This window comes from Microbacterium awajiense (assembly GCF_039536545.1).
Taxonomy (GTDB): domain Bacteria; phylum Actinomycetota; class Actinomycetes; order Actinomycetales; family Microbacteriaceae; genus Microbacterium; species Microbacterium awajiense.
Window position 1 is genome coordinate 72,131 of sequence record NZ_BAAAYU010000005.1, and the last position, 13,766, is coordinate 85,896.

The following is a 13,766-nucleotide window of genomic DNA, read 5'->3' on the forward strand; positions in this document are numbered from 1 at the left end:
AGGAGCAACCCGATGGCAACCGTTAACTGCGATGGCGTGGCTAGGTTGTGAGCGCTGCAGGCTAGGGATCGGAGCCACATCCGGCGGACGGACGCCGGCCCCCATGTTGCACCCGGCAGCCTTGAAACTGCTCGGCGCGACAGTACGTGTCAGCTCGGATCGTCGACGGGTGCGCTCGCGCGCCGCCGTCGAGCCTCTCGGTGGAGGTTCACCGGTGTCGCGTCGAGTACACGTTCCGTCATCACTGCCAGGAAACGCTCCGGCTTGAGGTGCGCTGGCATTGCACCGACTCGGATGCGCACGGCGGGGAGCTGTGCAAGCGTGCGCTCAAGGTCCGGTTCCGAGACGGCGAGCGGTTCGGCGACTTCCTGCTCGGACTCCAGCCCTGCAGCAACGAGTCGATCCTCGGGGTCTTCGCCGCTATCGGTGGTGACGGCCACGGCATCGTCGTAGTCGATCATGACGAGGCAGGTTGCGTGATAGGCGTCGTCTTCGCGGCCGAGCTTGCCGAGCAGGTCGACGAGCCACTCAGCGGTGTCAGGCTCCTTGTGGAGGATGTCGGAGCGGAGTCCAAAGACGAAGCCGAGCGCGGCGAGTGGGTGACGCAGACGCAAGTTCTTGGCGTCCCCGTAGGACTCTTCGACTCGATTGGCGGCGTTCTTCCCGTACGACGAGTCCATCCGCTTTGTGGAGATGAGTAGCTCTGGGCCCGTGTGCCAGTCGGTCATGATGACGTCGACTTGTTTGAGGTAGTTCTTGCCGAGAATGTTGGCGCTGGCGGAGGTTACTCCAGGCACAGCACCGGTCTTCGTGAGGCGCGCTTCAAGACCGCTGCGCTCCTTGACCGGCAGGGTCTTCAACAAGTTCGCGACGGACGCAGGGAGGATGCGGGGATGGGTGGCCCGCGGCCACGTCGCGTCGGAATCGAATCCTGCGCGGCGCAGCTCATAGCTGATCCATACGTCGAGCGCGAGGGCAGGCACCCCGGTCCGAGTGTCGGCATCCAAATGCAGGGGCACACCGAGGAGCTTTACGAGGGTGTCGTAGTCCGGCGAGTACCGGAGCTGACCGTTCGCGTCCTTCACCCACGGGTTGGTGTGTTCGCCGTCCGGTGCGGCGTCTGCGACGATGCGGTCGAAGAGGACCCACGCCTTCTCTTTCGCGCTGGGTTCAGCGGCCACTCGCGCCCCTCACTGTGCGGCGGCGGGCAAGCTCGGCGCGCGCCTGACGGACATGTTCGATCTGGTTCGCGGACACGTGCCCTGTGCCGGTCAAGAGAACCCGGTCGACGAGCGCGACCGCGTCAAGCAGGCGACCAGCCTGCAAGAGGCGAGCCACGTTGCTCTTGATTTCCCGGAGCGCGGGCGCGTTCTCCTCGATCAGCGTCGCGGAAGGCATGGCCCACTGGTCGGCTTCTTTGGGTTCGATCTTGAGGATGCCGCCGCCGTAGGCGCGTCCGACCATTTCGGCGTTCAGCAGGGTGACGGAGTTCAGGCTGGCGAGCGGGAGGAGTTCGTTACCGAGGTCGCGTCGGTGCTCCTTGAGGTAGACGCCGTGGACTGAGTTGAGGTGGTGTGCGCGGGCCGTGTTCGTCGTCAGCCTCGGAGTGTCTGCGTTCATGCACGTCAGCAGCAGGTCTGCCGGAGGGATGATTGGGACTCGGTACCAGGTCTTCCGGACTCGGCATTTGTACGCCTCGTCAACACCGGTGCGGTGACCGTCGGCTACGTAGTCGCGTGCTTCCTTGGATAGTTTCTCGCCCGGGTAGAACAGGTAGGTAGCCTTCCCGTCAGCCCCAAGGCGGGTGAGCATGTCGTCGGATAGATGCAGTCCGCGCAGGTGAGAGCTGCCGGGGGGCGAGAGTCGGAGTAGTTCGTTGCGGTGCAGCCCGAGTTCCTTGACACGCTTCGGTGAGAGCGTGAAGTAGGCGTTGTTTCCCGTCACGATCCCGAGGGTGGTGTCTCCCCACTCCTCGAGCAATGTGAACTTGCCGTCGCGGAGCAACGTCCGCAGCGGTTCGACGGCGTTCGGGGCGACGAGGCTGCCTGTCCACTTGCCAGCGGGATCAGTCGGGATCCAAAGTTGGCCGGCATCGAGTGAGGCCAACCCTGTTGCGTTCTTGGCCTGACGGATCGTCGCCCCGGTGGTGGGGCCTTGGCCGTATCCGTCGGCGAGCAGCAGGACGACGTCCGCTTCGGCGTCGGGGAAGACTTGTTCGTCGAAGAGGACAAGTTCAACTGTGCGGAAACTGTCGAACAGGAAGCGGCGCACTGGGGCCGCGTAGTTCACCGAAAGGAGTTCAGCCGGCAGCACGAGCCCGAGTCGTCCGCCCTTCCGGAGGAACAGAGCCGACTGAACCGTGAAGGCAGCCCAGCTCGATGCAAGCCCCGTGAGAGCTACCCCTGCGGCGAGCGCGGCCTTGCGCGCGCGCGTGCGCGCTTCGCCTGTGAAGTCCTGGTAGCGGATATAGGGCGGGTTGCCGATGACCGCGTCGTAGCTCGGAGCAGGTTCGAGGAGGAAGAAGTCGCTGTGACGGATGCGGGCTTCGCCGCCAGCTTCAGCGACCCTCTGGGTGCCGACCGCTGCACTGTGCTCGTGAAGCTCTACACCGTCGACGACCGGGTGTGCGCTCTCGTCACGCCCGAGTTCGCGGAGCCGGTCGACCGCGGAGACCAGGAACGCCGCATCACCTGCCGACGGCTCGAGTACGCGGTCAGTGACATCGCGGATCGCCCATGCGGAAATGAAGGCGGTGATGACATCTGGGGTGAAGAACGCGCCGCGTGCCTTGCGCAGCGTGGGCGTGTCAGCCGGGTGGATGGCAGGCACGACAGTCACCTTCCTATTGTCGATCATTCGGGCGCATATCGAGGAAGCGACAATCGTTCCGCGCGCGTTTCTGCACCCTTCTCTGGCGTGAGTAGCTGGATGGGCATACGGCGATGGTTTCAGCCGCCACCGACATCGGACGGCGCCGCGCCTCCTCCCCAAACGCTCGCGGGAGCGAGGAATCCACATCGCAGCGGCTACCTGCTTATTCGCAGGCACGTCGCGAGGAGACTCGCGCAATGGGAATCTGCTACGAACTGCGATCCGTGCAAACCGAGGCCTTGCGCTCGGAGGGCGCGGCAATTTCCGCAAGTCCTGCCAACACGTCGAGTGACAATATTCAGGACTATCTCCAGCTCGGGGCTTGCTGGCGATGCTTGCAACAGGCGCTCGACGTCGACGGCGTCAACGCGGGGCCGGCGGCCAGGCTAGTGCGAACTCCGCCCCACCACCCTGGTCAGCCCTGGGTCGCGGTGAGCGGGACTCTCACCGCCGCGGAAGTCAAGGAGATTGCTCAGCACCTCACGGAGATACTGGACGCCAGAGGTAGTGCTCGGTCCGAGGATTGGTGCTCCTCGGCGTACGCCAACACTCTGAACTGCGAGGCGCTCGCCCGTTGCCTCCGATTCACCATCGGGCTGCGCGAGGCTGGGCTCGGCCTGGAATGGCGAATTGGGTAGCGCCAGCGAGTACCGGCGGAGCTACCAACCAGCGAGAGCGATCAAGACGCCCGACGAGGCCCCTCATGCGGGCGATGCCCGTAGAGGGATCCAGCCCGACGACGGCCACTCCTCGTCTCGCAAACGCATGGTCGCGCGAGCAAGCAGGCTGATCACGTTGCTTTTCACGGTGCGTCCAGACTTTCGCGATCGCGTCGGGACTGTGGATGCCACCGACCCGCGGGATGAGCGTCAACCGGCACGGATGGATCCTGGGCGCGTCCGTCGCGTCTGCTTGAAACGTGGTAGTCGATGCGGTCAACTGAGACTCGTCCCTGTCGCGTCCCGCGATGGAACCTCGCGAGAGCGTTGGAGTGCTGAGAATGGCGAAGACCTTGCCCCATGACGCAGACACGGTTGCCCTCGCGCTACCGTCCCGCCCCGAAGCGGACATGGCCATCGCGCGGCAGGTCGCTCAGATATTCGACCACATGCTTGGCGATGGTCGGTCAGTCATCGACCCAGCAGTAAACGTTTGGACAGCTACCGCTGCGGAAGACCTGCGCAGGCGGATCGAAGACAATCCGCTCATCGGCACGGAGGCCGGGCAGTGGGACAAGCTCGAGATCCAACTCGCGGGCGCGTCGCGCGATGTCGTACTGATGGCTGCTGAGTTGGTCTTCTTGCGCGAGCAGCCGGTTTCGAACGCCTCACCCGCAACTCGCCGACAGCATCTCACTCGTGTCCTAAGACTGGTGGAGCAGGTCCCCGACATTCCGGAGTGGATGAACGACGCGCTGGACCGACCCACTGGCGATGGAGGCTTTGCGAGCAATCAGGGTTTCAACGGTCGGCTTTGGCTTCACCTGATCTGGGCAGCGACGTTTGTGCGCGAGTGGCGCGGCTTGTCAGACGGGGAGCGAAGCGCCGCGAAGGATCACCCGTGGCAGGTCCAGCGCATCATGCTTGATATCGGCGACGGAACCCCTGACATGCGCAATGCGATGCTCTTTCTCGCGTTTCCAGACGTGTTTGAGCCAATCTCGTCGGTGAACATGAAGACGCAGATCCGGTCCGGACTCGCTGACCGGATCGGTGGCATAAGTGGGGTCGACGCGCAGTCGCTGGATCGCGATCTACTTGCCATCCGGGCGTCGTTGGCGGCCGAGACTTCGGAGCCATTCCACTTCTGGACTCCGAACGTCCGCGGCATGTGGGACACCGCCAAGCCCCCGAAGGTCGTCGATGACGAGCCTCGACCACGGCACCACTGGCTCTACTCACCTGGGGCGCAAGCCTCAGAGTGGGGTACCTTTCACGCCGAGGGGATCATGGCGCTCGGCTGGGATGGAATTGGCGATCTCGCCGGATATCCAGACCGCGAATCGATCCGAGTCGATCTGGCAGCAGCATCGGGTTCGACGTCGTCGTTGAAGAATGACGTGCTCTGCTTGTGGCAGTTCCAGAACGAGATCGCGGTGGGCGACGTCGTTTACGCCAAACGCGGAAGGCGGGAACTCGTCGGTCGAGGGGAGGTGATCTCTGCAGCCAGGTTTGAGCCTGAGCGCGGCAAGTTCCGTCACGTTCGCTCGGTGAACTGGACTCACGTTGGGTCGTGGGAGCATCCCGGAGACGCCGCCGTGAAGACCCTGACCGACATCACCTCGTACCCGGACTATGTCGGAAACCTTGAGTATCTCTTCGCGAGTGAGGAGGACGACGAACACGAGGAAGTCGAACTTGTTACCCCTCCGCCGCCATACAGCCGGGAAGCATTTCTTGACGAGGTCTATCTCGCGGAGGAGGCATACGAGCGGCTCCGTGGGCTCTTGCTGCGGAAGAAGAACGTAATCCTTGCGGGCCCGCCGGGAGTCGGAAAAACGTTCGCAGCCCGGCGCCTAGCGTTTTCAATCATGGGCGCGAAGGATCTTCCTCGGGTGCAGATGGTTCAGTTCCATCAGAGCTACTCATACGAAGACTTCATGATGGGCTACCGCCCGACCGAGTCTGGCGGATTCACGCTGACCGAGGGCCCGTTCTACCGCTTCTGTGAAGAAGCACGGAAGGACGACGTCCACCGCCCGTACTTCTTCATCATCGACGAGATCAACCGAGGGAACATCTCCAAAATCCTCGGGGAACTCCTGATGCTGATCGAGGCAGACAAGCGCGGCCAGGAGTTGCGCCTCCTCTACAAGAACGAGAAGTTCTCCGTCCCACCGAACGTCCACATCATCGGGATGATGAACACCGCCGACCGTAGTCTCGCTGTCCTCGACTATGCGCTACGCAGACGCTTCGGCTTCTTTCATATGGCGCCCGGCTTCGACTCGAACGGGTTCACGTCCTGGCAACAGTCGATGCAGAGCCCTGCGCTCGATGCACTGATTGGCGTCTTCCTCGACCTCAACCGTGCGATCACGGCGGATCCGGCGCTCGGCCCGGGCTTTGCCGTCGGCCACAGCTATCTGAGCGCACCGCCGGACGACGACCTGGCCGACGAATGGCTCTACTCCGTCGTGGAAGATGAACTCGTTCCCCTCCTCGACGAGTACTGGTTCGATGAGCCCGACGTGGCCCGACAGTGGGCAACCAGGTTGCGGGGCGCTATCGCGTGATCGACCGCAGCATCGTCATCCGGAACGTGTACGTCATGCTCGCGTACGCGTTCAGGACCATGCGAACCGAAGGCGCCGACCGCTTCGCGACCGAGAAGTTCGATCACTTGCACGATCTCCTTGCTGAGATCCTTGCCCTCGGCGTCGGCACACAGGTCAAGCGTGGCCTTCATCGCGACTACCTCGCGATGAGCGAAGAACTGGCCACTGTGCGGGGTCGCATCAACGTTGGACGTACGGCTAGCGCTCGCTCGATCACCCGAGGACGCGTTGTGTGCGAGTTCGACGAGTACGAGATCGACACGCCCCACAATCAAGCACTCAAGGCGGCAATCACCTTACTCATCCGGCACGGCGAGGTATCCACGCCGCGGAAGGACGCGCTCCGCCGCGTGCTCCCCTACCTCGATACGGTGACTTCAGTTGCGCCGACCTCGATCCGCTGGGAGTCGCTCACCTACCACCGATCGAACGCGTCCTATCGGCTCCTACTCGGGGTTTGCGAGCTCACCATCCGCGGGCTACTCCCCACCGAGTCGGCCGGCACTGCGCGACTCGCGAGCTGGCTCCCTGACGAGAAAATGAACGTGCTGTTCGAACGGTTTCTCCGCGAGTACTACGCCTTCCACCACCCTGAGCTCTCACCGGGAGCGCGCATCATTCCGTGGGATCTCGATCAGCCGAGTATCTTCGGCGGACAGCTACCCGAGATGCGCACCGACGTCACCCTGCGGTCTGCGAACCGAACCATCATTATCGACGCCAAGTATTACGGGAACACCCTCCAGCAGGGTCTGAGCGGGAAGGAGACCGTTCACTCTGGCAACTTGTATCAGGTCCTTGCGTACGTCAAGAACGAGGATCGGAAGCGCACCGGCGCGGTGAGCGGCCTACTGCTCTACGCACAGACCGAGGCAATCGCTCAGCCGGACTTGGACGTGATCGTCCAGGGAAACAGAATTGGCGCTCAGACACTCGACCTGAATCAATCTTGGGAGTCGATCGCTGCACGACTTGAAAGCGTGCTCGACTGGCTCGCACCGGAGGGCTCATGAGCATTCACCTCTGATCAGCTCCGTTAGCGTATGGAGCCACTGAGACGGACAAGTGTTAGGAGCAGCATGGCGGAGCCTTCAGAGTTGCACGCGGGCCTCTACGAGTCCCTCGTGACCTCTGGGCTTCAGAGCCGCCTTGGCGCATTGTCAGGCCTAGATCCGAGCTTCGAAGCGGTCGACGAGGCAGACCAACCGCACGTTCTCGCTCGCCGAGTGTACGAGGAGACTGTGCGTCAACTGTCCTCAATTGGCACCGAGGCCGCGCGCCTCGAGCTAGCCAACAGACTGCTGCGCGAGATCTCGAACTCGCCCGACGCCATTGCCGCGCCTGTTGAGTATCTTCAACGCCTTTCGCCGCACCTTGTCCCAGGCACGATTGGCTACGAGGACGTCCGTCCGGCCACTCCGCTCAGCGAATCCGCACTGCTCACGAACTCGCGCGGTGAACCGAATCTGAACTCGGAGTTAAAGGCCGAGATCGATACAGCGGATCAAGTCGACCTGCTCTGCGCATTCGTTAAGTGGCACGGCGTGAGACTTCTCGAGGCAGAACTTCAACGACTCCGGCGCCGCGGCGCATCGTTCCGCATCATTACTACTACCTACCTGGGCGCCACCGAACGCGCCGCCATCGATCGCCTCGCTCGCGAGTTCGGCGCCCAGATCAAGGTGCAGTATGACTCGCTGCGCACTCGCTTGCACGCCAAGGCATGGCTGTTCCGCCGACGCAGTGGCTTCGACACGTCGTACGTCGGCTCGTCGAACCTCTCGCGGGCGGCACTGCTCGACGGAGTCGAGTGGAACGTCCGACTTTCGAGAATCGGGACACCGGCACTGCTGGAGAAGTTCCAGGCAACGTTCGACACGTACTGGAACGACACGAGCTACGAAGTGTACGACCCTGATCATGACCGCGACCGCCTTGATGACGCCCTTGCTGAGGCATCGGGCGCTGGCCGCCATGGTCGTGAGACGGTCTCACTCTCCGGGCTGGAGGTGCGACCGTACCCGTATCAATTGGAGATGCTGGATGCGCTCGCAGCGGAACGAGGGGTGCACGGCCGTCATCGGAATCTGGTCGTCGCCGCGACTGGGACGGGAAAGACGGTACTTGCAGCACTTGACTATCGCCGGCTCGGAGGGTCCGCGCGGTCACTCCTGTTCGTCGCCCACCGGAAGGAGATCCTCACCCAAGCCCAACGCACGTATCGCGAAGTGCTGACGGATCCCAACTTCGGTGAGATCTACGTCGCGGGCAGCCGGCCGGAACGGTGGGAACATGTCTTCGCGAGCGTTCAGTCATTGACGTCCTATGGCGTCGAGAACATACCTCCTGACGCCTTCAATGTTGTCGTCATCGATGAGTTCCACCATGCGAGCGCCGCGACATACCGCCGACTCCTCGATCATCTCCGCCCCAAGGAGTTGCTTGGATTGACGGCGACCCCCGAGCGCGCTGACGGCAACGATGTACTGGGCTACTTCGATGGTCGTATTGCCGCGGAGCTACGACTATGGGACGCGCTCGGTCAAGAGCTTCTGTCGCCATTTCACTACTTCGCCATCGCTGACGGAACCGACTTGTCTCGCGTTGCATGGGTGCGCGGTGGATACGACACCGCTCAACTCTCGGAGCTATTCACCGGCAACGACGCTCGCGCGCGAATCGTCGTCAAGGAGCTCGTCGACAAGGTCATCGACACCTCCGGCATGCGAGCGCTGGGCTTCTGCGTTGATGTCTCGCACGCGGACTACATGACACGGGTCTTCAACGCCGCCAACATCCCCGCCTTGATGGTGAGCGGCGATGGGCGCACCGGCGCGCCTCGCGACGAGGCGCTGCGGAAGCTCCGAAACCGCGAAGTAAACGTCCTCTTCTCTGCAGAGCTCTTCAACGAGGGGCTCGATGTACCCGACGTTGACACGGTGCTGTTCCTTCGCCCGACGGAGAGCGCAACGATATTCCTCCAGCAGCTTGGTCGCGGATTGCGTCGCACCCCTGAGAAGGCGGTCCTCACAGCTCTCGACTTCGTGGGGCACCAACGCAAACAGTTTCGGTGGGATCGGAAGCTGCGTGCTCTCACGGGCATGACCCGACAGGCGCTCACTCGCCAGGTGGAGCACGGGTTTCCGTTCCTTCCCTCGGGGTCGCAGATCGTACTCGACCGACAGGCGCAGGGCGCGATTCTCGAGAACCTGAAAGGACAAGTCGCTAACCGGTGGAGTCAGCTTGCTGCCGAGCTGCGTTCCTATGGCGATCTAACGCTGGAAGCCTTCCTGAGGGAGGCCGGGGTGGAACTCGCGGACGTCCTGAAGCGAGGGCAGTCCGGGCGCTCTTGGACCCATCTTCGGAGAGAAGCAGGACTGCCCACGGCTAGCGGTGCTGAGCACGAGAGCTACCTGTTGAAACGTGTCCGCGCCCTAGTCCACGTTGACGATCGAGAACGGGTGCAGGAGTATCTCGCCTTGCTTGCTGACGATGCACCGGCCTTTTCAGACTTGTCCGCGCGAAGCAAGCTGTTCGCCGAGATGCTGTTCTTCTCCCTGTGGCCGGACGGGGGTGGACTCGATTCGGTCGATAACGGGTTGCGAATTCTCAGGAGTGAGCGAGCCGTACGCGACGAGCTAGCGGCTGCGATCAAGCTCTCGTTCGACACTGCCCGACACGTGCCCTCCCCGGTACTGGGCCGTCTCGCTTGGATGCCACTGCGCGTCCATGCCCGGTACCAGCGTGAGGAAGTCCTCGCAGGCCTCCGGTACGCAAGTCTCCAGCGGCGACCGAACTCGTTCCGAGAAGGCGTGCTCTACGTCGCCGACGAGAACATCGACGCTCTCTTTGTCACGCTGAAGAAGTCCACAGCCGCATTCTCTCCGAGCACGATGTATCGCGACTACCCCATTAGCGAAAGACTCTTCCATTGGGAGAGTCAGTCCGTGACGACAGTGGCCTCACCAACCGGCCAACGGTATCTCGCCGGATCGAGCGACGTCCTCCTGTTCGTGCGTGAACAGAAGGAGAACGAACTCGGGACCTCGCCCTACCTATTCCTTGGCAATGCCAAGTACGTACAGCACGTCGGTGAACGGCCAATCGCCATCACATGGAAGCTCGATCGCCCAATGCCGTCCGACTTCTTCCAGCGCGCGGCTGTGGCAGCGCAGTGAGCATTGTGGTTGGCGCGGTTATCGTGCGCGACGGGATGGTGCTTGCGGCGCGACGCCTTCGGCCGGTTGAGCTCGCTGGCAAGTGGGAATTCCCAGGAGGCAAGGTCGAGGACGGCGAGGACCTCACTGCGACTCTTGTGCGTGAGATTGACGAAGAGTTGAACTCACGGATCAGTGTGATCGAGGAGATCGCTGATGAAGGTTCGCCGTGGCGCATAAGCGACAAGCATGCTCTTCGCCTGTTCCTGGCGACCGTTGGCCCGGAGGCACCGTTGCTCAGCGTTGACCACGACGAAGTCCGCTGGCTACCTCCTGACAGGCTGAGCGAGGTTGACTGGCTCACGTCGGATCGCCTTGCGTTGTCAGCTGTGCGTCGTGCGGTGGAACGATTCCAGCCGCCGACCAGTGGAATGGAATGCGGCTCGGTCGATAGCGACAGCAAAGCGTAGGTGACCGTAGACATACCGCGTCTCAATGTAGGTGGGCGCTGACCTCCGGGCGATTCCTGTCCCCCAAAATCCCGACAGCGCAGACACCCTCCGCACCGCTAGCGTCGCTCATATGCGGCATCCGGCATCGATCCCCCACGTCCCCAGGGCGCAGAGCGGATAGACCACGGACCATGTCTCCCCTCGCCCTCGCCCTGATCCTCGCCATGCTGTTCGCCGGCGCGGTGCTCATCACGCTCGGCGTGCACACGTTCCGCTACCGCCCCCAGTACGAAGCAGGCGAGGCGAGCGCCGTCGGATGGTGCGGACTCCTCAGTTCCATGGTCGCCCTGCCCGGCGTCATGCTCGTCGGCGGAGCCGTGCTCGTCGCGGCACTCCAGATGCCTGCTGCGTGATCACCCGGCGACGACGCCGCTCACCACGGCTCCCCGCGATCCGTCCCCGGTTTCAGAATCAGCCGCTCATCCTGCTCCCGCCGCCGGCACGACTCCGCGAACGCTCTGGCAAGACCGGCATCCGCCAGGAGTGCGTCGTACTCCGCCTCGGTCAGCGCGTAGTACTCCTCGTAGTCGGTGAGCGTGTTCGACACCGGAATCGACAGGTAGGCCGTCGCCGATTCCTGCTCGACACCGAGCGCATACCCCGCCTCGCGGTCGACGAACGAGCTCACGAACCTCACGGCGCCACGGTACCGCCGGGCGGCATCCGGCCGACGGTGCACCGGCCCTGACCAACGCGCGGCCGCCGGCGCGCTGCGCTGCCGTTTCCTGCGACTGCGCCGTCGGGCGACGCAGCGTTCGCAGGAAACTGCCGCAATCGAACGGCGGCTGCCCGACTCAGCCAGTCGCCTCGCTCAGCCGCTCCCACACGCGGTGCGCCGCGAGCAGCCCGAGCATCTCGCGAACGACAGCGGATGCCGACCCCACGACGACACCGGGCTCGCCGGCATCCGCATCGAGCCGCTCGAGCACCGACGACGCCGCATCCGCGACGCCGATCGCCTTGGCGTGTCGGTACACCTCGTCGAGCAGACGCAGCACGCGCGGGTCGTCCGACTTCGCGAGCACAAGCACAGCGTCGAGCTCGACGCTCGCGGCGGTGTCGGGCGTGCGCTGCACGGGGATGTCGCCGAGCAGGCCGCCGTGCGGAGCGATGACGAGCGGGACGACGGATGCCTCATCGAGGGCCGTGCGCACGGCCGCGAGCTCTGCGGCATCCGTCTGGTCGTCGGCGATGATGCCCACCATGCGCCCGTCGATCGGCCACTGGTCGCCGACCATCCGCAGCGCCGGACTCGGCTCGGGCTCGCCCACCTCGATCGATGCGTCGGGCACGGGCAGCCCGAGCGAAGCGGCGACGCTCGCGCAGAGGTCGGCGTCGATGTTCGCGAGCGCCGCCAGCTGACGCTCCTTGATCGTCTGCTCGAAGCACTTGCCGAGCTCGAAGGCGTACGCGTCGGCGACGTGCTGCTGCTCGACCGGCGTCAGCGACAGGTAGAACAGCCGCGCCTGCGAGAAGTGGTCGTCGAAGCTCGCGGGCTGACGGCGCTCCTTGACCGACTCTTCGACCCGCGCGGGAACCTCGATGAACGCCCCCGCATCCGCACCGGCATGGAACGGGCATCCGCCGTCGAGCGAGTTGGGGTGGTACGGCGCGACGCCTGCGTGCACGGCGGTCTGATGCATCCCGTCACGGAGCATGTCGTTGACATCGGTGTGCGGACGATTGATTGGCAGCTGCGCGAAGTTGGGTCCGCCCAGGCGCGTGATCTGCGTGTCGAGGTACGAGAAGAGTCGCCCCTGCAGCAGCGGGTCGTTGGTGACGTCGATGCCCGGCACGAGGTGGCCGGGATGGAAGGCCACCTGCTCGGTCTCGGCGAAGTAGTTGGTCGGATTCGCGTCGAGCGTCATCGTGCCGATCACCTGCAGCGGGGCGAGCTCTTCGGGCACGATCTTCGTCGGATCGAGCAGGTCGATGCCCTCGAACGTCTCGTCCGGCGTGTCGGGCATGACCTGCAAGGCGAGCTCCCACTGGGGGAAAGCCCCGGCCTCGATGGCGTCGGCGAGGTCGCGACGATGGAAGTCGGGGTCCTTCCCCGCGAGAAGCTGCGCCTCCTCCCACATCAGGCCGTGGGTGCCGAGCGTGGGTCGCCAGTGGAACTTCACCAGGCTCGTCTCGCCGGCCTCGTTCTCGAGCCGGAAGGTGTGGATGCCGAAACCCTGCATCATGCGATACGAGCGCGGCAGCGCGCGGTCGGACATGTTCCAGATGGTGTGGTGCTGCGCCTCGGTGTGCAGCGAGACGAAGTCCCAGAAGGTGTCATGCGCCGACTGCGCCTGCGGGATCTCGCGATCGGGATGCGGCTTGCCGGCGTGGATGACGTCGGGGAACTTGATGGCGTCCTGGATGAAGAAGACCGGGATGTTGTTGCCGACCAGGTCGTACACGCCCTCTTCGGTGTAGAACTTCGTGGCGAAGCCCCGGGTGTCTCGCACGGTGTCGGCGGAACCCCGCGAGCCGAGCACCGTCGAGAACCGCACGAACACCTTCGTGCGAGCGCCCGCCCGCAGGAACGCGGCCTTGGTCACGCCCTCGGCCGCGCCGTTCGCCTCGAAGACCCCGTGCGCGGCCGCACCGCGGGCGTGGACCGCGCGCTCGGGGATCCGCTCATGGTCGAAGTGCATGATCTTCTCGCGCAGGTGGTGGTCCTGCAGCAGGACGGGCCCGCGCGGCCCCGCCTTGAGAGAGTGATCGGTGTCGGGCAGCCGGGTGCCCTGCGCGGTGGTGAGGTGGGCGCCCTGCTGCGCGACCGCCTCGGCGGGCAGATCGGTGGCTGCTCCCGTGGGCGTCCGCGTCTCGGGACCACGCTGATCGGCCTTCGGCGGCAGCGGCTCGCGGGGCGTTGTCGGCTCGTCGAAGCTGGGCGGCTCGGGCGCCGGTGCGCCGGGAATGGTGGGCTGGTCGTGCGTGCTCACGTGGCGTCCTCCTCGG

At 64.2% G+C, this 13,766-nt stretch carries 9 protein-coding genes; 5 read left to right on the plus strand and 4 right to left on the minus strand.

Features of this window, described 5'->3' with window-relative positions:
* Positions 1 to 149: 149 nt before the first annotated feature.
* Positions 150 to 1,181 carry a hypothetical protein gene (locus tag ABD663_RS07180; RefSeq protein ID WP_344737288.1) on the minus strand — a complete coding sequence of 344 codons (1,032 nt, stop codon included), beginning with the start codon at positions 1,179 to 1,181 and terminating at the stop codon, positions 150 to 152.
* The gene (locus ABD663_RS07185) at positions 1,171 to 2,829 is read right to left on the minus strand and encodes an Eco57I restriction-modification methylase domain-containing protein (protein ID WP_344737289.1); all 1,659 of its coding nucleotides are present in this window, start codon (positions 2,827 to 2,829) and stop codon (positions 1,171 to 1,173) included. Before ABD663_RS07185 ends, ABD663_RS07180 begins: the two co-directional genes overlap by 11 nt.
* Positions 2,830 to 3,871: 1,042 nt before the next feature.
* On the opposite strand from ABD663_RS07185, the gene ABD663_RS07190 reads away from it, so the two are divergent.
* The 5 genes from ABD663_RS07190 to ABD663_RS07210 all read left to right on the plus strand — a co-directional run bounded on the left by ABD663_RS07190 (position 3,872) and on the right by ABD663_RS07210 (position 11,170).
* Complete coding sequence (locus ABD663_RS07190) at positions 3,872 to 6,106, plus strand: AAA family ATPase (RefSeq protein ID WP_344737290.1); 2,235 nt, start codon at positions 3,872 to 3,874, stop codon at positions 6,104 to 6,106.
* The gene (mcrC, locus tag ABD663_RS07195) at positions 6,103 to 7,161 is read left to right on the plus strand and encodes a 5-methylcytosine-specific restriction endonuclease system specificity protein McrC (RefSeq protein ID WP_344737291.1); all 1,059 of its coding nucleotides are present in this window, start codon (positions 6,103 to 6,105) and stop codon (positions 7,159 to 7,161) included. The genes ABD663_RS07190 and mcrC overlap by 4 nt, the downstream gene beginning before the upstream one ends.
* 66 nt (positions 7,162 to 7,227) lie before the next feature.
* Positions 7,228 to 10,326 carry a DEAD/DEAH box helicase gene (locus ABD663_RS07200; RefSeq protein WP_344737292.1) on the plus strand — a complete coding sequence of 1,033 codons (3,099 nt, stop codon included), beginning with the start codon at positions 7,228 to 7,230 and terminating at the stop codon, positions 10,324 to 10,326.
* Entirely contained in the window at positions 10,323 to 10,775 is a 453-nt protein-coding gene (locus ABD663_RS07205; RefSeq protein ID WP_344737293.1) for a (deoxy)nucleoside triphosphate pyrophosphohydrolase, read from the plus strand. The genes ABD663_RS07200 and ABD663_RS07205 overlap by 4 nt, the downstream gene beginning before the upstream one ends.
* A 173-nt stretch (positions 10,776 to 10,948) precedes the next feature.
* Positions 10,949 to 11,170 carry a hypothetical protein gene (locus tag ABD663_RS07210; protein ID WP_344737294.1) on the plus strand — a complete coding sequence of 74 codons (222 nt, stop codon included), beginning with the start codon at positions 10,949 to 10,951 and terminating at the stop codon, positions 11,168 to 11,170.
* A 20-nt stretch (positions 11,171 to 11,190) separates the two neighbouring features.
* Here ABD663_RS07210 and ABD663_RS07215 read toward each other — a convergent pair whose 3' ends face one another.
* Together ABD663_RS07215 and ABD663_RS07220 are read right to left on the minus strand one after the other, a co-directional pair.
* Positions 11,191 to 11,454, minus strand: a complete 264-nt coding sequence (locus tag ABD663_RS07215; protein WP_344737295.1) for a hypothetical protein — start codon at positions 11,452 to 11,454, stop codon at positions 11,191 to 11,193.
* 157 nt (positions 11,455 to 11,611) lie between these two features.
* A complete protein-coding gene (locus tag ABD663_RS07220) occupies positions 11,612 to 13,750 on the minus strand; it encodes a catalase (RefSeq protein ID WP_344737296.1) in 2,139 nt (712 codons plus the stop codon).
* Positions 13,751 to 13,766: the final 16 nt, after the last annotated feature.

What these genes read in the sequence shown, in the direction of transcription:
- ABD663_RS07190 (WP_344737290.1), top strand. Translation starts at nt 3,872, where the DNA reads ATGGCGAAGACCTTGCCCCATGACGCAGACACGGTTGCCCTCGCGCTA.
- ABD663_RS07210 (WP_344737294.1), top strand. Translation starts at nt 10,949, where the DNA reads ATGTCTCCCCTCGCCCTCGCCCTGATCCTCGCCATGCTGTTCGCCGGC.
- ABD663_RS07200 (WP_344737292.1), top strand. Translation starts at nt 7,228, where the DNA reads ATGGCGGAGCCTTCAGAGTTGCACGCGGGCCTCTACGAGTCCCTCGTG.